General features: G+C 60.9%; 14 protein-coding genes. 1 reads left to right on the top strand and 13 read right to left on the bottom strand.

Annotated features, from left to right (window positions below; translation table 11 throughout):
* Positions 1 to 18 precede the first annotated feature (18 nt).
* From AC1RR7_RS05930 to AC1RR7_RS05985, 12 genes are all read right to left on the bottom strand, one after another.
* A complete protein-coding gene (locus AC1RR7_RS05930) occupies positions 19 to 1,707 on the bottom strand; it encodes a polyurethane esterase (RefSeq protein ID WP_493156633.1) in 1,689 nt (562 codons plus the stop codon).
* A gap of 57 nt (positions 1,708 to 1,764) precedes the next feature.
* Positions 1,765 to 4,851, bottom strand: a complete 3,087-nt coding sequence (locus tag AC1RR7_RS05935; protein ID WP_493156635.1) for an autotransporter domain-containing protein — start codon at positions 4,849 to 4,851, stop codon at positions 1,765 to 1,767.
* A 187-nt stretch (positions 4,852 to 5,038) separates the two neighbouring features.
* On the bottom strand, positions 5,039 to 7,990 hold the full coding sequence (gene eprS, locus AC1RR7_RS05940; protein WP_493156637.1) for an autotransporter serine peptidase EprS: 2,952 nt from the start codon (positions 7,988 to 7,990) through the stop codon (positions 5,039 to 5,041).
* A gap of 42 nt (positions 7,991 to 8,032) precedes the next feature.
* Positions 8,033 to 9,397 carry a TolC family outer membrane protein gene (locus tag AC1RR7_RS05945; protein ID WP_096820400.1) on the bottom strand — a complete coding sequence of 455 codons (1,365 nt, stop codon included), beginning with the start codon at positions 9,395 to 9,397 and terminating at the stop codon, positions 8,033 to 8,035.
* Positions 9,398 to 9,399: 2 nt separating this feature from the next.
* Positions 9,400 to 10,749: an HlyD family type I secretion periplasmic adaptor subunit gene (locus AC1RR7_RS05950; protein ID WP_096820399.1), complete on the bottom strand. Its 1,350-nt coding sequence runs from the start codon at positions 10,747 to 10,749 to the stop codon at positions 9,400 to 9,402.
* Positions 10,746 to 12,533, bottom strand: a complete 1,788-nt coding sequence (locus AC1RR7_RS05955) for a type I secretion system permease/ATPase (protein ID WP_493156639.1) — start codon at positions 12,531 to 12,533, stop codon at positions 10,746 to 10,748. The genes AC1RR7_RS05950 and AC1RR7_RS05955 overlap by 4 nt, the downstream gene beginning before the upstream one ends.
* A gap of 204 nt (positions 12,534 to 12,737) precedes the next feature.
* A complete protein-coding gene (locus AC1RR7_RS05960; protein ID WP_158243853.1) occupies positions 12,738 to 13,166 on the bottom strand; it encodes an AprI/Inh family metalloprotease inhibitor in 429 nt (142 codons plus the stop codon).
* 93 nt (positions 13,167 to 13,259) lie between these two features.
* On the bottom strand, positions 13,260 to 14,717 hold the full coding sequence (locus AC1RR7_RS05965; protein ID WP_096820397.1) for a serralysin family metalloprotease: 1,458 nt from the start codon (positions 14,715 to 14,717) through the stop codon (positions 13,260 to 13,262).
* A gap of 403 nt (positions 14,718 to 15,120) precedes the next feature.
* The gene (locus tag AC1RR7_RS05970) at positions 15,121 to 16,206 is read right to left on the bottom strand and encodes a polyamine ABC transporter substrate-binding protein (RefSeq protein ID WP_102619846.1); all 1,086 of its coding nucleotides are present in this window, start codon (positions 16,204 to 16,206) and stop codon (positions 15,121 to 15,123) included.
* Between the two features lie 56 nt (positions 16,207 to 16,262).
* Entirely contained in the window at positions 16,263 to 16,607 is a 345-nt protein-coding gene (locus tag AC1RR7_RS05975; protein ID WP_493156641.1) for a cupin domain-containing protein, read from the bottom strand.
* A 41-nt stretch (positions 16,608 to 16,648) separates the two neighbouring features.
* The gene (locus AC1RR7_RS05980; RefSeq protein WP_493064819.1) at positions 16,649 to 18,055 is read right to left on the bottom strand and encodes an NAD(P)/FAD-dependent oxidoreductase; all 1,407 of its coding nucleotides are present in this window, start codon (positions 18,053 to 18,055) and stop codon (positions 16,649 to 16,651) included.
* A gap of 51 nt (positions 18,056 to 18,106) precedes the next feature.
* Positions 18,107 to 18,922 carry a helix-turn-helix domain-containing protein gene (locus AC1RR7_RS05985; RefSeq protein ID WP_273539065.1) on the bottom strand — a complete coding sequence of 272 codons (816 nt, stop codon included), beginning with the start codon at positions 18,920 to 18,922 and terminating at the stop codon, positions 18,107 to 18,109.
* Between the two features lie 263 nt (positions 18,923 to 19,185).
* Between AC1RR7_RS05985 and AC1RR7_RS05990 the strand changes: the two genes are divergently transcribed.
* The gene (locus AC1RR7_RS05990) at positions 19,186 to 19,458 is read left to right on the top strand and encodes a DUF1652 domain-containing protein (protein ID WP_096820481.1); all 273 of its coding nucleotides are present in this window, start codon (positions 19,186 to 19,188) and stop codon (positions 19,456 to 19,458) included.
* A 57-nt stretch (positions 19,459 to 19,515) separates the two neighbouring features.
* On the opposite strand, the gene AC1RR7_RS05995 is transcribed toward AC1RR7_RS05990, so the two are convergent.
* Entirely contained in the window at positions 19,516 to 21,990 is a 2,475-nt protein-coding gene (locus AC1RR7_RS05995) for a UvrD-helicase domain-containing protein (RefSeq protein ID WP_493156643.1), read from the bottom strand.
* Between the last annotated feature and the right edge of the window lie 114 nt (positions 21,991 to 22,104).

Genomic DNA, 22,104 nt, shown 5'->3' on the forward strand with positions numbered 1-22,104 from the left:
GGTGGTTCCCACACGGAATCAGGCGAACACGAAATTCGAGTCGGACAGGTTAGCCACACCCACCCCGATCAGGGTCACGGCATAGTCGCCAATCTTCAGCACGGTATCGGCGCCGGACTGCGAAGCGTGTTGCTTGTAGTCGTAGCCCTGCCCTGCGCCCTGAACGCCCATGAACACCAGTTTGTCGCTGCCCTGGTAGCCATTGATCGCATCGAAGCCGAAGGCGCCGCTGAACAGGAAGGTGTTGTTGCCACCCACCGCACTCATCACGTCGTTGCCGGCGCCGCCGACGAAGGTCACATGGGCTTTGTCGCTGAACAGGTGATCGTCGCCGCCCAGACCGAACAGCCAGTCGCCGTCAGCGGTGGCCTTCAGCGTGTCGCCGAGAGCACCGCCATTGAGCGAATGGTTGTACTGGGTCAGTTCACTGCCATTGGCCAGGCCTTTGCCGGTGACGGTCCAGGTGATTTCCTTGCTGCTCCACCACGACCCCGACTCCTTGCTCACCAGTGCGCCGATGTCGCGAGTCATGCTGATGCCGCCGTACGCGTCGCGCACGTAAAGCGTGCCGTCACCGTCGTTGGCAAAGCTGAAGTTCTGCAACGGCTTCTGCAGATCGAAGGTGTTGTGGCCCTGGCCGCCGAGCAGAATGTTGAAGCCACCGTCATCGCGGAACAGATCATCACCGGCGCGGCCTTCGAGGAAGTCGTTGCCCGCCCCGCCCTTGAGCCAGTCGTTGCTGTCGGTGCCGATGATGAAGGTGCTGCCGGTGTGCGGCTCACCACTGCGGCCCAGATCTTCGACCCAGGTCTTGCCCCGGGATGACGCTTCCAGGTTGGACACGATGATGGTCGAGTCCTGGCTGGTGAGGTTGTAGAACTTCGAGTCGATCACCCGGTTCAGGCCATCGGCATACCCCAGCGAGCTGTGAGCCGACCAGTTCAGCGGATTGACGATGCTGAACGGCACCAGGTTCTGCGCGGTGGACGCGTAGTTATCGTTGAAGTTGACGATGTTGTCGGTGGTCGAGTCGTGCGGCTTGTCGTGTTTGCCCATCGACGCCGTGCTGAACGTGGTGCCGTCGAGCACACGGAACACCGGATCGTTCTCGTAGCCGATGTTCAGCACGTTGGTGCCGGTGCTGCTTTGGGTCGGCGAGGCGAACGAAATGTAGTTGGCGTCCTTGAAGAACCCGCCCCAGTTGCTCGCGCTCAGATCCGCCACGCTGTTGACCCCGAGACCGCCGAGGCTGTGGCCGCTGATCAGCACGTCCTTGGCGGCGATGCCATGGGCCGTGGCAAACGCGGCCACGGCCTTCAGCAGGTTGTCGAAGGCGTTTTTCGCGTAGTTGGTGGCGTAATCCACTGGCCCGATGGCTGCCAGCAGGTTGTTTTTCATGTCACCGAAGGTGTCGCTGTAATCCAGCCCGCCCGTGCCGCGAAAGGCCACGCCGATACCGATCAGCTTGCCCGCCGCGTCGTATTTGCCGAGCACTTCCGCCTCGGCGCTGGTGAAGCCGTCCTTCTCGCCGAAGAACGTTCCTTTCGCGTCGGTCTTTCCTTGATAACCCAGTGCCGTGGCGCCCAGTGGCGCCCAACCGGTGCCGGGCAAAGCCTGCCCGGTCGGCGTGTAGGAATACAGCGTCAGTGCGATGGCATCGCTGTACAACGCTTTGCCGTCGGCATTTTTGTAGTCAAACAGTCCCATGTCGTGCTCTCTCTTCCTTTCAAAAACGGCAGTTCTTTGCCGAACTGCCGCTACACCTTAGAACTGCCAGTCCAGCGTCAGGCCCACACCGTGGTCCTTCTCGTTCGAACCGATCAGTCCGTTGTAGTCCAGGTTGACCCGGACATCGCGATTGAGCGCCAGGCCGGCACGAACGCCGACCACTGCCGCATCGCGATCCATCGACGCACTTTGCACCGTGAATGCGCTGTTGCCATTGACGAAGGCCAAGTGGCTGTCGGAATCCACGCTGCTCAGGTTGTGCTGCCAGCCCAGAGTCGCGCCCAGTTCAAGCTGATGTTTGTCCGACAGGGCAAACGTGCGCTTGGCGCGGACACCGAGGGTCGACAGCACGGCGTCGCGGTTATCTTCACCGCCCTTCAGTGCGGCGGCATCACCCTTCTCGGTGAAGCTGTCGCTGTTCAGGTGCACGTAAGCCAGGTTGGCGAACGGCTCCAGATTCATCGGTTGCAGACCGAGATCGTAGGCTGCTTCTGTGAACAGTTGCGCGGTGGTCGCATCGCGTTTGGTTTTCTGCTTGCCGCTGACACCGGCAAATTGCAGATCACGTTTGACGTCGATGCGATGCCAGCTGTAAGCCGCGCCGGCGGTCAGACGCAGGGCATCGATCTGATGCCCCAGGTACGCACCCAAGTGATAACTATCGGCCGATGCAGACGAATGTGTACCTTTGCCCATGTTCAAAGAGCTGTCGCTATAACCGGTAACGAAACCCAGACGCGTATCTTCAGCGATCAAACCGTCGACGCCGGCCAGCAAGCCACCAATGGAGCTGTTGGAGTCGGCGTTTTTATAGCCGCCATCGCTCTTGCCCCAGGCGCCCAGCACTTTGAGCCAGGCGTTGCTGCGGTCATCGGTCGGTGCGCCGGCGTCGAACAGATCCCGCTCGCGCAGACGTTCGCCCACGGCATCGCGCAGGTAATGGCTATCGTTGATCAGCATGGTGCCGATGGCCGGGTGAATCTCGCCGGACAGTTGCTGGAAGGCGTCCTGCGCGACAGCGGCGGTCGGCGACAGCAACAGGGTTTCGAACAACGCATTGCCCGCGCCCAGACGTTCGGCGGCTGCACCGACGGCACGCTGGTTCGGGGTCAGGCCGACACTGGCGAAGGACGCGCCGTTACGCCCGACGTTCAGTTGAACACCGCCCGAGGAGTAATCGAGGGTGCCGCCGAGAAACGCATAGCTCGGCAAGACCTGGCCGAAGCGCCCTTGAATGCCACCCGCCGCCTGCAGAATGTTGAACTGGCTGCCAAGCAGCGATTTCACTTCAGTCGTGGTCAACAGTGTCGGGCTGTTTTCCAGGGTCAGCGCAACGGTTGCGCCCTCGATGGTTGCAGTGCCGCCAGCGACAACGCGGTCGCTGCTGGTCGGCGAGACTTCGACGGAATAGGTCGAACCCGGTTCGAAGGTCACGTCACCGGCCACGTTCAAGGTGCCGATGGAGTTGCCCGGCGCGACGATACCGCCGCTCTTCGCGGTCAGTGCCGCGATGTGCCCGTTACCGCCGAGGATGCCACCATCGTTGACCGTGACCGCCGATTGCAGCGAGCCATTGATCGCCAGTCGCCCCTGATTGACCAGGGTCGGACCGGTGTAGGTGTTGGCGCCGGTCATGACCAGGGTGCCGATCCCTTGCTTGGTCAAACCGCCGTGGCCGGAAATGTCGTTGCGCCAGGTGTCGAGACCGCAGGTGATGTCGGTGCACACGCGCTCGGTGGGTTTGCCGGCGTCGATGATCGCGCCGATGCCTGGCAGGTCGGCCACGAACTGGCCGGAGCCATAGGCACCCTGGATGCGGAATTCTTCGGGAATGTCTTGCTCGGTGACAAACATCGCCGGGCCGTCGATGGCCTTGCGCAGGTTGATCATGCCCCAGCCGTACAGGGCGTCGATGCCCGGTGCGCCAAGGTCAGTGGCCGTGGTGCGCAACACGCTGGCAACCTGATCACCGGACATGTACGGGAAGCGCTCCATCAACACCGCCATGGAACCGGCCACGTGTGGTGCGGCCATCGAGGTGCCGTTGTAGTTTTTGTAGCCGGTGGTCAGGTTGTCGGCGTTGGTGCCTTCAATGATCGAGCTGTAGATTTTCGTACCCGGTGCCGAGACGCAGAAACTCGCGGTGTAGCCGCAGCGCGAAGAGAACGTACTCATGATGTAGGGATTGGCACTGGCCAGATCCGGGTTCTTTTGCAGTGCGGCGACGGTGATCCAGTTCGGCGCGATGTCCGGCACGAAGTAACCGAGGCCGGCGATGGCGTCCGGGTTGTTCAGGTTGTAGTCGTTGCCCGCCGCGAATATCGTCACGATACCGCTGCGCGCGGCGGCGATTGCACCGTCGTAGGCGCCGCCGGGTTTGGTGCCCAGCAGTGTGCGGATCTCGTTGAACTGCAATTGCGCGTCGTTGACGGTGAAATGCGGGTACGCCGGGTCACGGCCGCCGAGATCGAAGCGGTCGGTGATGCCGATCCCCCAGCTATTGTTGATGATCCGCGCGCCACTGGCGATCAGCGCATCCCAGCCGGCCTTGTACACCGCGCCGTCGTTGCCGCGCACGATACCGTCTTCCGGACCCGGGTCGCCGTTGTCGGCGCTGATGATCTGCGCACCGAACGCCACACCGTGCATCGGCCCACCGTCACGGCTGCCGGCGGCAATGCCGCCAACGTGGGTGCCGTGGGCGCCGAGCTTGCCGTCGGAACCGACCGAGGGCGAACCGTCATAACGGAACGCGTCCCCGGCTTTGACCGGGATGTACGGGTCGGTGTATTCACGAATGCCGCTGGTGACCAGGGTCACCACTTTGTTCGGCCCGGAAAACTCCGGGTGCGCGGCGTACACCGGCTGGTCGAAGATCCCCAGCTTCACGCCTTTGCCGGTGTAACCCGCGGCGTAGGCGTAATCCGCGCCAATCGCGCCCAGGCCCCAATCCGCCTGGAATTCGGCGCTGCGCCAACTGGCGGCATCCCCTGCCCGGCCGCTTTCCACATAGGGCGCAGCGTGTGCGCTACCCCAGGTGGCCAAGGCGCAAAGCAAGGCGCGATTGAGAGTTTTCAGGCGAAAGCATCCACCCGATTGCGCGGGGGTGTTGTTATTTTTCATCCAGCGACCTTCCTTAGTGATGTTGCACAAAATCCGTCTATTGAAGTGATCGTTCCCACGCCCTCCCCGTTGATCGTTCCCACGCTCTGCGTGGGAATGCCTCTAGGGACGCTCCGCGTCCAGTGACGCGGAGCGTCACGGGCTGCATCCCCACGCGGGAGCGTGGGAACGATCATCTCTCGGTGAGTCAGAACTGCCAGTTCAGGCTCAGGCCGACGCCGTGACTCTTCTCACGGTTGGCCAGTTGTCCGGTGTAATCCAGGTTGATCCGCACGTCGCGGGTGACTGCCAGGCTGGCCTGCACGCCGACAAGCGCGGCGTCACGCACCAGTGGCGAGCTTTCGACGCTGTACGGCGCGCTGCCGCTGGCGAAACGCAAATGCTGCTCGGCCTCGATGTCGGTGAGGCTGTGCTGCCAGCCGAGATGGCCGCTGACATCGAGTTTTTGCGTGCCCGACAGGTTGATTGTCTTGATCGCCCTGACGCCGAGGGTGCTGAGCACCGCATCACGCTGGTCGCCGCTGCTTTTCAATGCCGCAGCGTCGCCCTTCTCGGTGAAACCGTCGCTGTCCAGATGCACGTAGGCCAGATTGGCGAACGGCTCCAGGGCCAGTGGTTGCAGATTCAGTCGATAGGCCGCTTCACCAAATACCTGTGTGGTGGCGGCATCGACCTTGGCTTTCTGTTTGGCGCTGACGTCGCCGTATTGCAGATCACGTTTGACGTCGGCGCGATGCCAGCTGTAGGCCGCGCCGGTGCTCAGGCGCCAGGCGCCCATCTCATGGCCGGCGTAGGCACCGAGGTGGTAACTGTCGACCTTGGCCGAGGAATGCGTGCCAGAACCCATGCTCAACGAGCTGTCGCTGTAACCGGTGACCAGACCGATGCGGGTCTGCTCGTCCAGCGCACCGTCGACGCCTGCCAGCAGGCCGCCGATGGATGTGCTGTAGCCGGCGGTGTCGTGTTGCGAATCGGTCGTGCCCCAGGCGCCGAGGGCCTTGATCCAGCCGTTGCTTTGCGCGGCGTTTGCGTCGTGCAGGCGTTCGCCGATGGCGTCGCGCAACTGACGACTGTCGTTAATCAGTACCGAACCGAGGGCCGGGTAGATTTCCCCGCTCAGTTGCTGGAAGGCTTGCTGTGCATCGCTGGCGGTGGCCGACAGCAACAGGCTTTCGTACACGGAGTTACCGGCACCCATGCCTTCGACGGCGCTGGCCACGGCCCGCTGGTTCGGGGTCTGGCCGACGCTGGCAAAAGACCTCGCGTTGCGTTCGACATTCAGCACGATGCCGTTGCCGCTGTACGCGAGACTGCCACCGATGAACAGGTAATCCGGCACCACGGCGCCGAACTGGCCCTGGATGCCACCGGCCGCTTGCAGAATGTCGTACTGATGACCGAGCAGGCTTTTCGCTTCAGCGGTGCTGAGCAAGGTCGGGCTGTTTTCCAGCGACAGACTGACGGTGGCGCCGCTGATGGACGCCGTGCCGCTGGCGACGATGCGATCGCTGGCGTTCGGTGACAGCTCCACCGCGTAGGTCGAGCCAGGCGCGAAGGTCACGTCACCGGCCACATTCAAGGTGCCGATGGAATTGCCCGGTGCCACGCGACCGCCGCTGTTGGCGATCAGTGCGCCGATCCGGCCGGAACCGCCGAGGGTGCCGCCGTCATTGACCGTGACCGCAGACGTCAGCGAACCGTTGACGCTCAGCAGACCGCCATTGACCGTGGTCGGGCCGCGATAGGTGCTGTCGCCGGTCAGAATCAATTGCCCGGCGCCGGACTTGATCAGGCTGCCCTGATACACCCGATTGGCGGCGGCCGCATCACGGGCCATGCCGACAGCGTAATCGGTCTGGTCCTGTTGGCTGGCGCCTGCCGAAATTCCGTTCTGCCAACCTTTGCTTTGCAGGGTTTGCTGCCAGGCACTGTGCTCGGCGAGGTCTTCGCTCTGACGCTGGATCAGCGCCTTGTCGGAGATGTCGTTGCTCCACACATCGCGTTGCCCGGTGGCCAGATTCGCGTCGAACGCGCCGAGCAATTGCCCCGGTCCGCCCATCGCCCGCTTCAGGTTGGCGACGCCCCAGCCGACCCGTTCGGTCGGTGCGCTTGTCACGCTGCCGTCGAGTTGAGTGGCGGTGGTCAGCAGCACTTCCAGCGCCTGCTGGTTGTTCATGTACGGGTAACGCTCCATCACCAGCGCCAAGGCGCCGGTAGCATGGGGCGCGGCCATCGAGGTGCCGGACTTGATCGCGTAACCGCCGTCGGGAATGGTGCTGTCGATCTTTGCCCCCGGCGTGGTGATGCACCAGTATTTGGCGATGCCGCACTGGTTGTACTTCTGCTGATTGCTCTGATCCAGCCCCGACACGGCCAGCCAATGGCCTTCCAGGTCCGGCTGAAAATACGGCAGCGCCGAACGCACGCTGGCGTTGGGGTAACCGCTGTTGCCGGCGCTGAACACGTTGATCACGCCGCGGCGTGAAACATCGGCGGCGGCATCGAGCCAGGTGCCTTTGTTCCAATGCTGAGCGTAAGCGGCGTGCAGATCGGCCAGGGTTCGATAGCTGACATCCGGCGGCTGACTGCCCCAACTGTTGTTGATCGCCCGCACGCCGGCATCGGCCAGTGCGTCGTACACCGCTTTGAAATAGCGCGGGTCGGGATTGGGGCCGAACAGAAAACTGTCGTTCTTGTTGGTGTTGCCGACGTAGATCTGCGCATTGAACGCCACGCCGTGCATCCCGCTGCCATCGCGGGAGGCGCCCATGGTGCCGACCACGTGCGTGCCGTGAGAATCGTTGTTCGGGTTAAGCGTGCCGTTGACCGTGAACAGCGAGCCATCGACATAGCTGCCGCTGGCCGATACCGGGTGATACCGGTCGCTGGCGAACTCGGGATGGGCCGCGTCGAAACCGGAGTCCAGCGCGCCGATCTTCACGCCCTTGCCGGTGATACCGGCGGCGTAGGCCTGATCGGCCTGCATCCGGTCCAGCCCCCAGTCCCGCAGGAATTCGGCGGAGCGCCAACTGGCTGGATCGCCGGGTTTGCCCGAATCCACGTATTGCGCCTGGGCCGGGTTGATAAAAATCACAAGCAACAGGGTGCCGACCGAAGCCGGCTTGAAGCGTACGTCCATGTTCACCACTCGTTTTTGTTGTTTTGTGTAAAAACTACGGTGCTATTGCGTCCGTGGGCCTTGCCCGAATGCTTCGTCCACCCGAGCCAGATCCTGCTCGCTCAAGGTGCCCGCGTAGTAATGCAATTTGGTCCAGGCCATGAGGTAGTCATAGCGTGCCTGGGCCAGATCGCGGCGGGTGGTAAACAGTTGTTGTTCGGCGTTCAGTGCGTCCAGGTTGGTTCGCTCACCGCCAAGAATGCTTTGCTTGGTCGAGACCACCAGCGCCTCGGCCGACGTCAGGGCTTTCTGGTAGGCGCGCAGTTTGTTGACACCGGACAGGCAGGCACTGAACTGGCGACGCAGTTCGATCAGCGTTTCGCGGGTCTTGCCGTCCAGTTCGTATTCGGCCTGCTCCATGGTGCGGCTGGCCTGACGGGTCGATGCCGACACCCCGCCACCGGCGTACAACGGCACGTTGACTTCGATGCCGATGGTGTTGGTGTCGTAGCGCTGGTTATAGGTGTTGCCGCTTTCCGATTCGTTCTGGCGCATCGAGGCGTAGGCACTGACTTTCGGCAGGTGCCCGGCGCGGTTGCGTTCCACTTCATAACGGGCCACTTCCACGGCCTGGCGCTGTGACGCCAGGTTCGGGTTGTTGCTGATCGCCAGTTCGTGCCAGGTGTCGTAGTTGGCCGGCATCAACGCGAAGGTCTGGAAGTTCTGATCCAGCGGCGCCAAATCGGTGATGTCCACTGTCGGCACACCAACCAGCGCACCCAGTTCACGCAGCGCGGCATCCTGTTCGTTGCGGGCCTCGATTTCCTCGGCGGTCGCCAGTTCATAGCGCGACTCGGCTTCGAGAATGTCGGTCCGCGTGCCTTCGCCCTGCTTGAACATGTGCTCGTTCTGCTGGAACTGCTGCTCGTACGCCTTCTTCTTGGCCTGGGCGATGTCGATCTGATCCTGAGCGAACAAGGCCTTGGTGTAGTTGTCGAGCACCCGCACCAACAGTTCCTGGCTCTTGCCCCGGAAGTTCTCGTCGGCAAACAGCGACTGCGCCACACCTTTGCGATACGCGGCGTAGGCCTCGTAGTCGAGCAACGGCTGTTGCAGGGTCAGGTTGGAGCCGTAACTGTTGTAGTTGCGGTTTTCCGTAAAGTTGCCGCGATCGGTGAGCTGCGTGACCTTCGAGGTGTTGTGGCCCTTGTTGTAGTTGTAACCGACTTTCGGCAACAACCCGGCGCGGCCAATGGCCCGGTTTTCAAGGCCTGCATCACGTTCCTTGATCGCGCCGAGGAAAACCGGGTCATTGCGCAACGCCTGTTCGTAGATCTCGAACGGCCCCATGGCCGCCACTGCACTGTTGCCCGCGAGCAGCGCGAACGCTGCCGCCAGCATGGAAAGCTTATTCATACAGCCGAACATCCTTATTCTTCAGTCAACGCGGAGCCGGCCCGGTCGAGCAGCGGTTTGAACAGGTAGTTGAGGAGTGAACGTTCGCCAGTGCGCACGAACATTTCCGCTGGCATGCCGGGCTTGATCACCAGGCCGTTGAGTTTCTCCATGGCCTGATCGCTGACGCTGCTGCGCAACACGTAATACGGCACGCCGGTTTTCTCATCGACCATCTGGTCGGCGGAAATCAGGCTGACTTCGCCGGGAACGCGCGGTGTCTTGCTCTGGTTGAATGCGGTGAAGAGGATGTCTACCGGCAAGTGCGTGCCTACCTTGTCGATCAGGTTGATCGGCAGGTGCCCTTCCACCTCCAGGCGCGTGCCTTGCGGAACGATTTCCAGCAGGGTTTCGCCCTGACGGACCACGGCGCCTTCGGTGTGCACACCGAGGTTGACGGCCACGCCGTCCGACGTCGCCACGATCTCGCTGTGTTGCAGATCGAAACCGGCGGAGGTCAGTTGTTCGGACAGGGTGACGCTTTTCAGTTGCGCGTCGGCCAGTTGGGTGCGGACTTCCTTCTGGTATTCCTCGCCGTGCTGTTGCAGTTTCAGGCGCGACTCAAGAATGCCCTGCTCTACCCGGCCGCTTTCGCCGGTGTTCTCTGCCAGCTGCTGCTGCACTTGCGACAGTTGACGCTGATATTCCATCAAGCGGTTGCGCGGGATGTAGCCGTTGTCCGCCAGCGGTTGCAGATTGCTCAACTGCTGTTGCAGGGAGTCGGCCTGGGCGTTGAGATCGGTACGGGCGCGGCGCATGCCGGCCAGTTGCGAAGTGGCGCCTTCGATGCTGGCGCGCAGTGCGGCCTGCTCGCGGGAATACGCTTCGCGGCGGCTGCTGAACAGTTGGCGCTGACCTTCCAGCACCAGGGCCAGGCGCGGGTCCGCGTTGTCGCTCAGCTCTGCCGGAAACGTCACCTGCTTGAGGTTGTCGCGCTCAGCCTGCCAGCGCGCAAGGCTGGCCCATGCCATGCGGTACTGCGCCTGCAGCGACTGCACATCGGCGGCGACCTGGGTCTGGTCGAGGCGGAACAACGGCTGACCCTGTTTTACGATCTCGCCTTCGCGCACCAGAATCCGGCTGACCACACCGCTGCTCATCGACTGCACGGCCTTGCGTTTACCGGAGACCACCACCGTGCCTTGCACCGGAATCCCTTGATCCAGCGGTGCCAGTGCGGCCCAGGCAAAGAAACTGCCAGCGCCGGCCAGTGCCAGAATCCAGCCCATGCGGGCGAAGAATTTAGCGTCGCGCTCAGGGCGTTCGGTGATGTACGCGTGTTCCATCGTTGCTTCGTTTTCAGTGTTCATGCTCGCGCTGCTCATACACCCGAATTCCTTGTCGTGGGCTGGTACTGCCGGCTCAAGCTGAGCCCGCCCGGTGCCTGCGCGGTTTTTTCAGTAGGTTGTGGCTGTTGTTGCGCCTGGTTGCCGGACAACGCCTTGAGCACATCCTGGCTCGGGCCGAAGGCTTGCAGACGGCCATCGGCGAGTACCAGCAATTTGTCGGCCTGGGCCAGTACCGAAGAACGGTGCGTCACCAGCACCACCGTGGTGCCCTGCGCCTTGAGTTGCACGATGGCGCTGGACAATGCGGCTTCGCCGACGGTGTCGAGGTTGGAGTTCGGTTCATCCAGCACCACCAGGCTCGGTGTGCCGTACAGCGCACGCGCCAGGGCTACACGTTGCTTCTGGCCGCCGGACAGACCGCTGCCATCCTCGCCCAGTTGCGTGTCATAGCCCTGCGGCATGCGCAGGATCATTTCGTGTACGCCGGCCTGTTGCGCGGCGGCCACCACCTTCTGCGGGTCAGCCTCGCTGAAACGGGCGATGTTCTCGGCGATGGTGCCGCTGAACAATTCGATGTCCTGCGGCAGGTAGCCGATGTACGGGCCGAGATCATCGCGATTCCAGCGATGAATGTCGGCACCGTCCAGGCGAACCGTGCCACCGAGGGTTGGCCACACGCCGACCAGCACCCGCGCCAGTGTCGATTTACCGGAACCGGAAGCACCCAGTACGCCCAGTACTTCACCGGCCGCCAGATTGAAATTGACCATGTGCAAGGTCGCGGCACGTTGCCCGGGTGGGCCGGCGCTGACTTGTTCGAACGTGATCTGGCCTTTTGGCGGCGGCAGCGCCATGGCGTCGTCGCTCGGCGGATAAGCCTGCAGCAGGGAGTCGAGTCGGCGGTACGCCAGCTTCGCCCCGCTCCACTGTTTCCATACGGCAATCAACTGGTCGATCGGGCTGAGCACGCGGCCCATCAGGATGGAACCGGCAATCATCATCCCGGCGGTCATGTCGCCCTTGATCACCAGCAAGGCACCCAGGCCCAGCACCAGCGATTGCAGGCACAGGCGCAAGGTCTTGCTCAGCGAGCTGATCACCGCGCCCGTGTCGCTGGCCTGGTTTTGCAGGCCGAGGAAGCGCGAATGCACCTGGAACCAGCGTTTGCGCAAGGAACCGAGCATGCCCATGGCCTGAATGGTTTCGGCGTTGTGCAGGTGGCTGGTGGCCAGCTGGCTGGATTTTTGCGAGTAACCGGCGGCTTCGCCCAGCGGCTTCTTGGTCATGTATTCGTTGAGGCACGCCAGGGCGATCAGCAGCAGCGCACCGGCAGTGGCGAGGACGCCGAGCCAGACGTTGAACAGATAAATCACAAACAGATAGACCGGAAACCACGGCGCATCGAAGAACGCGAACAGCGCAGGCCCGGTGACGAACTGGCGAATGTGGGTCAGGTCGCCCAGGGACTGGCCGGCATTGCCCTCGCCTTTGAACAGGTTGCGCTCGAACGCCGCCTGATAGACCCGCAGATTGAAGCGGCGCTCCAACTGGCTGCCGATGCGGATCACGATGAAGCTGCGCACCACTTCCAACAGGCCGATGAACGCGAAGAATCCCACGACCATCAGCGAGAGCATCGCCAGCGTGGTTTCGTTTTGCGAAGACAGCACCCGGTCATAGACCTGAAGCATATAAATAGAGGGCACCAGCATCAGCACGTTAATCAGTGCGGTAAAGCATCCGACGCTGATCAGAATGCTTTTATAGTCACCCAATGCCTTGAATAAGGGAGCGGTGGCTGGGGCCTTCGCCATCTTCATTGATTATTCCTGAAATGATATTCCCCGCCGTGCTTGGCGAGACTTCAATTAATAGCCCGCACACGGGGCGGGACATACACCGACAGTGTCCGCTTACACTTCGATAACAACTTTCGCGATTAAAACCGGCGTCCGAGTTATTGAAGAGAGCCTTATAACTGTCACGGGGTGCCTTATATTTAAACTGTGAGTCGGTTCCGGCGATCAGGGCTGTTTGGCAGCTCGCTCAAGTGTAATCACCAGGCCTGACTTCAAAGTGCTCAGATAAAGCCCATCACGTTGTCGGCTGAAAAACTGGATTCTTGAGCCTTCCTTGCCGGTGATCGAAAGACCGTCCGGATCGGGAAACCAGCCGATGGCGCTGTCCTGCAGCCATGCGCTCAGGCAGTCGGCGCCCTTGCCCAGCGTCTGGTTGGCTTCAAGGTCGATCAGGCAGGTGTTCGACGGTTTGTCTTGCAAAGCCTGGGCTTCAGGAGCGTCGTTGCGGTCGCTCAGGGTCGCTTGCCACTGTCCGGCAAATACCGATGGGTCTTCGAGTCTCAGGCTGCTTGCCATAGTTGTTTCTCCAGAAATCATCATCAGCACCGGCAACAGGTACGCCGCCGCTTTGCGGGTAAAAGCGAATTGGATCATAGGAAATTTCACTCCGACGCGTAGCCTTGCTTACCAGCCAAAGCGATGCAAGTGAAGAAAGCGGCGCATCACGCGCCGCTTTCCCGGTTCACATCACGCCACGATGTCGCTGAGCGCTGCCTGGCCAACGGTGCTGACCTGGAAATCAGCCACGCCGTGCCCGGAGAAGTCCACCGAGAGCAGGCTGTTGCCGCCCGAGGAAGTCAGGACTGCATCGCCCGCCGCACCGGTGAAGGCGCTGACGAAGTGCAGGCCTGCGCCTTTGGTGATACCGGTCAGGTCGATTTTGTCGAGACCGCTGACAAAGTCGAGGATCTGATCGATCGCACCCGGCTTGGAGTCGGAACTGGCTGCGAACACGAAAGTGTCCGAACCCGAGCCGCCCCACAGCTTGTCGGCGCCACCGCCGCCCCAGATGATGTCGTTGCCGGCACCGCCCTTGAGTTCGTTGGCTGCGCTGTTACCGATGATCAGGTCGTTGCCCGAGCCACCGATGGCGTTCTCGATGGTGACGCCCTTGGCGATGGACACGTTGCCCACCAGGCCGCCAACGTCGGAGAACGAGGCTTCATTGAGGTTGATCTTCTGGTTCTGGGTGAAACCCGAGAAGTCGAAGGTGTCCTTGCCGCCCGCATCCCACACCGAGAACACCAGCTTGTCCGACGAAGAGGACGCGCTGAGGAAATCGCGACCGGCGTTGGAGTTGAAGCCGTAGGTGGTGTCACCGGTACGGGTGGTCAGGTTGGCGCCGTAGAGCTTCTGGATCGCGGCAATGTCGTCCATCAGCGGGCCGGAGGCATAGGCTTCCACACCGCCCTTGCTGAAGTTCTGGCTGGTGTTGCTTTCACTCCAGTAACTCATGAGGCTGTAGCCGCGGGTGTCTTGCCCGTAGGTCGCGTCATTGTAGGTCGGGTTGCCGGTCCCGGCGTTGTAGTCGCCAGGGTGAGACAGGCCCAGGGTGTGGCCAATTTCGTGGGTCAGGGTCTGACGTCCGTAGTTGTTCAGGCCCGGGGTTTTGTTGACGTCGTACCCACTGCCGGTCAGGTACCAGGACTGACCGTCATAGCCTGGCTCGGTGCCTGGCAGGAAAGCAAACGCCGCCGCGCCTTCCTGGCCGCCGCTGTAGTTACCGAAGGTCATGTGGCCGTCGCCACCTCTGGCTGCTTCGGTAAAGGTCACGTTGGCGACATCGGCCCAGGATTGCATGGCGAGCACGGCCTGGGTTTTCTGCAGGGCGCTGAACTGACTGAAACCGGTGACTCCCAGGCCGCTGAAGTTGGCGGTTTTGGACGTCAGAAAGGTATAGGTCAGTTCGATCTTGCCGCTGCCGTCGAGGTCGTGCCAGGAGGCACCGTCTCGCAACAGTTGGGTAGCGGCTTGATCCACCGAGAAGGAGGGTTTGCCATTGACCGTGAGGTTGCCGCCACGATCGTACTGATGGCTGAAGCTATTGATCTGGTTGAACGCCGAGCTTGGCGCGGCCAGTGGTGCCGCGTTCAGCTGGAAAGCCTGTTCGGCGGTATCAATAGCATTAGCTTTTACTTTCGACATAAACACACTTCCTTGTTTAGCAATGGAACAGTTTTTGTCCGATAGCGACAACCTCTGGCGAGATTGTCCTATCACTCGCCCAATGAAGGCGTTAGAAACCTGACACAATTTGAAATCTAACGTCTAGCGTTTTTTTGAGATCAAATTGAACTATTCCGGGAAAGTCCCGTAAACAAAGCGCGTGCGGCGGGAAGAATGTTGTAAGTGTGGTGAGTTTGCCTAATTGTCTGACGATTTCTTATTTAAATATTAAATATCGGTAAGTTACTTTTTGTTAGACGCGTCTCACTTTCCTGCACTTTATTAGTGCGGTGCCAGCGGAGTGATATCAACCAAATAAACACAAGTTTCAGGCGTCATATACTGCTGCCGGAGCGGAGGAAAACCCGCTCCGGCAGATTTTTCAGCTGCCGGTACGGATCTTGTTCCAGACGCGAGTGCGGATCCGGTCGATGTTCAGCGGCATGGCTTCCAGCGCGAACAATTTGCCCATCATTTCCGGGCTCGGATACACCTTGGTGTCGTTCTTGATGGCGGGGTCGATCAGACTGTCGGCCTGTTCGTTGCCGTTGGCGTAGTGCACGTAGTTGCTGATGCCGGCCATGACGTCGGGCTGCAGCAAGTAGTTCATGAAGGCGTAACCGGCCTTGGCGTCTGGCGCATCGGCCGGCATGGCGACCATGTCGAACCAGATGGCGGCGCCCTCCTTGGGAATCGCATAACCGATATCGACGCCGTTCTTGGCTTCCTTGGCGCGGTTCTCCGCTTGCAGGATGTCCCCGGAGAAACCGACCGCCACACAGATATCGCCATTGGCCAGGTCGCTGGTGTATTTCGAAGAGTGGAAGTAGCTGACGTACGGCCGCACTTTCATCAGCAGGGCTTCGGCCTTTTTATAGTCTTCGGGATTCTTGCTGTGATGCGGCAGACCCAGGTAGTTGAGCGCCGCTGGCAGCAATTCCGGGCCGTTATCGAGGATTGCCACGCCGCACTTCTGCAGTTTTTCCATGTTTTCGGGCTTGAAGATCAGGTCCCAGGAATCCACCGGCGCGTTATCGCCCAGCACCGCCTTGACCTTGGCGATGTTGTAGCCGATGCCGGTGCTGCCCCACAGGTACGGGAAGCCGTGTTCGTTGCCCGGATCGTTCGTCTGCAAGGCCTTGAGCAATACCGGGTTGAGGTTCTTCCAGTTCGGCAACTGGCTCTTGTCGAGCTTCATCAGCGCGCCGCCCTGAATCTGCCGGGCCATGAAATGGTTGGACGGGAACACCACGTCATAACCGGATTTGCCGGTCATCAACTTGCCGTCGAGGGTTTCGTTGCTGTCGTAGACGTCGTAGGTGATGCCGAGACCAGTGGCCTTTTCGAAGTTTTTCGCGGTATCCGGCGCGATGTAGTCGGACCAGTTGTAGACCTTGACCGTTTCCGCTGCCTGAGCAAGGGAAGCGGCGAGCATCAAGGGGGCGAGAGCGAGGGTCTTTCGGATCATGGATCGATTCCTGTATTGGCTATTGTTGTTGGCAGGCAATCAAAAGGATCAAAGCGTCAGAAAATCAGGACGTAGGTCTTGCGCACGGTCTCCTGGATATCCCAGATGCCGAGTGTGTTGGCCGGCAACATCAGTGCGTCGCCGCCTTGTATTTGCAGGGTTTCGCCGCCGCCGTCCGGGGTGAAGGTGCAGCGCCCGGAAATGAAGTGGCAGAACTCCTGTGCGGTGATCTGCCGCCGCCAGCGCCCGGGCGTGCATTCCCAGACGCCGGTTTCGACGCCGTCGTCGCGCTTCACACTGGTGGTCGACGCAATGGCCACTGGTGTGCCGAGCGGCACGGCCACCGGATTGGATTCGTCCAGTGGCAGCGTGGCGGTGTTCTTGAATTGAGTGATGCTCATGGCGCTTCCTGTCTTAAAGGCTGTCTGGAATTAAACGACGTTTAGTGCATGAAACCTTCCATGAACCCGGCCACCCGACTGGCAAGTTTGCGCCGCCAGGGCGCGGTCGCCGGGTTGGCCAGGGTCTGGTCTTCGTGGACAAAGCTTTTGATGATCGCGTTGTAGCCGAGCCAGCGGCACGGTTCCGGCTCCCACGCCCGCAGCGCATGGATCCCGCCGTCCGGCAGCACCCAGGGCTGGTGAACCAGTTCGGTATCACGCTCGAGAATCAGGTCAGCCAGGGTGCGACCGCCCAGGTTGGAAGCCCCCACGCCCTCCCCGCCATATCCGCCGGACAACGCAATGCCGTTGGCCCGATCACAAAGCATGTGCGGTTTGAAATGCCGCGACATACCGAGGTTGCCGCCCCAGGCATGGGTGATCGCAGTGTTTTTCAGTTGCGGGAACAGTTCGCCAAACAGGTAACGCCGCAGCTCCACCTCGTCCCGAGTCAGATCAAAGTTGTGCCGCAACTGACCGGCGAACTGATAGCCGCCACGGGCACCGAAAATCAGCCGATTGTCGGCACTTCGCTGGCCGTAGGTGACCTGACGGCTGAATTCACTGAAGGCCTGGCCACGATTGAGGCCGATTTCGTCCCAGGTCGCGGCCGACAACGGTTCGGTGGCGACAATCAGGCTCTGCACCGGCAATTGATAACGACCCAGTGGCGGCAATGTCACCGAATAGCCTTCGATGGCGGGAACGACCCAACGACTGCGCACGCTGGCCTTGTCGGTGCGCAGGCTACCCGCCTGCCAATGGGTCACTGGGCTGTTTTCGTAGATCTTCACGCCCATGCCTTGAACGGTTCGGGCCAGGCCGCGCACCAGTTTTGCCGGCTGAATGGTCGCCACGTGCGGGGCAAAAATCCCGCCGTAAGGCTTGGCGACGCGAATCTGCTGGGCCAGTTGTTCAGGATTGAGCCAGCGATAATCGTCGTCGGTCAGGCCCTGGGCATGCAGCTTGTTCAGATAGTCGCGCAGGCTGGCTTCCTGTTCCGGATAGCGCGCAGCGCAGTAAAGCACCCCGCCCTTGCGGTAATCGCAGTCGATGCCTTCGCGCTCGAGCACGACTTCCACTTCATCAGGAATGCTGTGCAGCAGATCGAATGAGGCGCGGCGCTGTTGTGGCGACAGGCCTGCCAGCAGGCGATCTTCGCCCAGCAGATTGCCCATCAACCAGCCGCCATTGCGACCGGACGCACCAAAACCGGCGGTTTGCGCCTCGATGATGGCGATGTCCAGGCCCGGCGCGTGTTTCTTCAGGTAGTACGCCGTCCAAAGCCCGGTGTAACCGGCGCCGATGATCGCCACATCGACGTCAAGGTCTTGTTCCAGCGCCGGGCGCGCGGTGAGCGGCTCGTCGAGTTGGTCCATCCATAAACTGATAGTGCGCCACGCCGGCATGCAAGACTCCGCCAATCCAGGTTTCGATGGCGTCGATCCTAGTGGCTGACCTCAGTGACTGTCTTGCGCGCGTGTCCGCAAAGAAATTTGCTTGGCGTAGGCCTTGGGCGACTGGCCAGTGTGCTGGCGAAAACAGCTATAGAAAGCCGATAGCGAGTTGAACCCGGCGGCAAACGCCAGCTCATCGATGCGCAGTGGCGGCGTGGCGTTGTCCAGCGATTGCAGCAAATGCTGGAGCCGCGCCTGATTGACGTAGCGATAGAAGCTCTGTCCCAGCACCTGGTTCAGCAGATAGGAAATCTGGTTGCGGCTGTAACCGCACTCCTTCGCCACCCGCTGCAGATCCAGTTCGGGATCGAGGTACGGCTGCTGACGCTGGAAATACTGCTGCAGGTCTTCGGCCATGAAACTCAACTGGCGTGGCGACAGGCCCAGTCGGCTCGCCGCCGGACGCTGACTCGGTGCCGCAGCACTGGAGCCCTGTTCGCGCACCAGTGACGCGTATTCATTGACCCGCCAGATTTTCGCGTCCTTGACGGTAATTGCTTCGCTGGAACGGAACGACACCAGGCCATTGCCGCCGCGCAGTGTCACTTCGTATTGAATGAACGCGGTGTTGCCGTCGATGCGGATCCGGTCGCAATGCTCCAGCGCTTCGTCGGATTCACGGGGCATGCTGACGCGAACGTACTCGCGCAGTTCGTCGAGGCCGAGCACGCGGTTCTGGAAGAAGTCGTTGTACTGGATGTCCGGATGGTAAAGCGCCATGACGCCATCCAGGTCCCGGTGTTTCCAGCTCAGGTGATAGCGCATGACCGTTTCGGCCGTGGCCTGGGTCTGTTGCGGGCCGTCATCATCGGCGTGCATAGGGGACTCTTGGAAAAAGAACCGAGCTTGCCCAACTTCGGGCGCGGCATCAACCAGCCGGTGGTGATGGCACTTTGGCAAGGTTTTCGTCGACCATGACTTACATCAAAAAAATCCCTGCAATCGCCAAATGGCCTGAAAATTCTCACAGGTTTTTCACATCCAGATGCTACTTTTAAGGGCAGTCACCGGTTGAGCCAATGAAGGCTCTTCCCACCTACCATGAGCAAACGGAAGCGCTCGATGAAGAAGGCGGGCAACACATGAATAAAGGGTCAAGCAAGGTTACGTTCCCCAATGCCTGCCAGCTGATGCGCTGGCATTTTCATCCCATGGGTTTCGAGGCCACGATGGACGCGCCGGGCAGCATGATCGCCCGCCTGTTCGACCGGGCCAGCGGCGAAACCCTGATCGCCATTGCCGGCATTCCTTGTGCCACGGTCATGAATGCGGCGGATGTCGAACGAATAATCGAAGCCGTGGAGGATGAGCTGGAAGCGTTTGTTCCTCCGGAATCTCTCAGGAGTTACGCCTAAGTTACTGATCTGAATTAAAAAGCCCGCTGTTTGCGGGCTTTTTTGTGGGCGTTCGCTTCAGGCGGTTTTCTTTTCCGGCCGGTGATCGGCGAAGAACGGCTTGCCCTTGGCGACCCGATCGGAGGCGCGCGGCATGTTCACTGCCTGGGCGTCCTGCGGTTCGACATACCAGTAACAATGACTCACCGCCCGGGTGATGCCGACATAAGCCAGGCGCAGGATTTCGTCCTTCTGCGCGGTGTCGTAAGGCTCGTTGTCGCCGGCCTTGCCCAGTCCGGCCATGCGGTAGACCTGATTCTTGTACGGCGAACTGGTCAGGTGCTGACAGTCACCGAGCAGGAACACCGCATCGGCCTGCAAGCCTTTGGCGCTGTGATAGGTCAGCTGCTTCAAGCGTCGGGACTCGTACGGCAAGCTAGAATCAACATTAACTACAGACTGAATATGCTGCTCTATCAATGATTTATCGCTACTTTTTCGATAAAGCATCAGGATTGAATCGCCGTTTCTGTAGTGCTCCGCCAGACGCTGGCCGAGTGCCTGATCGTCGCGTTCCAGTACCTTGACCGGTTGCAGCGGCTTCTCCTCGCCGCTGGCCTTGGCTTTCTTGCCGGGAATCGCCGGCGCCGCACGGACGATGTGCTCTGCCGCGTCGATGATGTGCTGATGACTGCGATAGTTGTCGCTGAGCATCACCCGCGTGGTGCTCGGCGATGAAAACTCCTTGTTGAACTCCATGAAGTAACTCGGCGAACTGCCGCGCCAGCCGTAGATCGACTGCCAGTCATCCCCCACGCACAGCAAGGAAGAACGCTGCGCCCCGCGCCCGACGTGCATGGCCGGGCCACGGCTGCGGATTTCCGCAAGGCTGGCGCGAATCCACGAAACGATCTGCGGCGACACGTCCTGGAATTCATCGATCATCAGGTGCGACATGGGCCGCAGCAGTTCATCGCTGAGCAGTTTGAGGTTTTCCGGCGAGTGCTCGCTGAACAGCGCGAACATGCGGTTGTAGGTCATGACCGGTGGTTTCTGATCGAGCAAATGATCTTCCAGCGCGCGCCAGAACAGGCTCAGCGCTTCAAAGAAAAACCGGTCCGGATCATCCTTGGCGAAACTCATGCGGCCAACGGCGTCCGGTACATCCAGGCCCAGGTTTTCGATAAAGCCGGCGGCGGCGACAAAACAGTCCAGCAACGGCGCGGATGCGAGCTCGCCCTTGACCTTGTAATCGAAGCCCGGCCCGGCACTGGCATCACCTGCCAATGTGGCCAGGATGCGCTTTGATGACTCGTAACTATCTATCCAAATCAATGGCTTACGGCAGAAAGCTTGAAACAGCGTGCGCTTGACTGCCCACTCTGCACGGACTGTCAGCTTGGCGTTTGGGCGGCAGACTTGCGGATTTTCGCGCGGATCGAAGCCCAAAATGACCCAGGCATCGAGGCTTGGAATGTAGCCATGACAGTGGAAGTCCGCACCGTTGATCTCGAAGGTCTGGCGGTTCGGCTCGACACCCTTGATCGGCCAGGCACCGGCGCGGAACCACAAGTCTTCGATCACGTCGCACAGTTCTTCGTCGCGCTTGGCGGCCAGTTCGGTCACCGCCATGCGCTTTTGCACGTCCGGGTGATCGCGTTCCAGCTCCTTGAGCTGCAAGGCATGCCGGGACAGTGGCTGGATCAATTGCCGGAAACGCTCGTCCTCGGTGTAGAGACGGTGATAACAGGCGTTGAGCTGCTGCCGCTGGGCGTCGTTGATCCGCAGATCAAACGGGTTGCTGTCGACGTCATCGTCCCCGCCCTGCGGCCGGAGGCTGAGGTTTTCAAAAGCCTGCAAACGCTCGAACCCCGGCAGGCTGCGAACCATCGGCAGAATGCGCGAGTGAAAGGTTCGTACCAGATCCCGGGCGGTTTTGTGGCTCAGGGCCTGACCCCAAAGCGCAAACAGCTCAATCAGTTTGTTGATGAAGTCCTTGCGCGACTCCCGGGTGAAGGTCACGACGGTCATCGAATCCAGCTCAAAGCCCAGATAATGCGTCAGCAGCAGAATGCGCAGCACCAGCGTGGTCGATTTGCCAGCACCCGCTCCAGCAATCACCGACGTTGACGGCGTATCACTGAAAATCATCTTCCACTGCGCAACGCTTGGCTGGGCGTGGGCCGGCAGCAAGCGGGCGACGTCAGCCTTCATGCGCTTTTTCAGCTCGGCCGTCAGTGGCAGACGCCAGTCATCGAACAGGTGGTTGTCGATGCTCGGCGCGCGATGCTCGGTGCTGCGGCTGTCGCGGATCAACAATACCTGACGGCCCTCTTCCAGGCCGTCAGCCTTGCCTTCCTTGTAACCATAATCGACCCCGGCGGTGTGACCGCTGCGAAAGCCATCGGCCTGGCCGTGCAGCCACGAAGCCCGATGCTGGGCGCGCAGTTGCGTCAGGCCGTGCCCCAGGAAACGCGCCGCCAGGCGTTTGAACCACGGCATCTCGGCCAAGGGACGAAGTTCGGGAGGAAGATCGGGGGTGTGTTGCGCCACGCTGACGGACTCCAGGAGGTGAGGCTGTTGGGGGCTATGGTGTCTGCATTTGCCCTTGAGTTCTAGCGAAATGCTTACAGGTCATCGAGTTAGGCGATGAACTGAAGGCTGCGT

The sequence above is a fragment of the Pseudomonas sp. GW821-FHT11G12 genome (assembly GCF_058808055.1).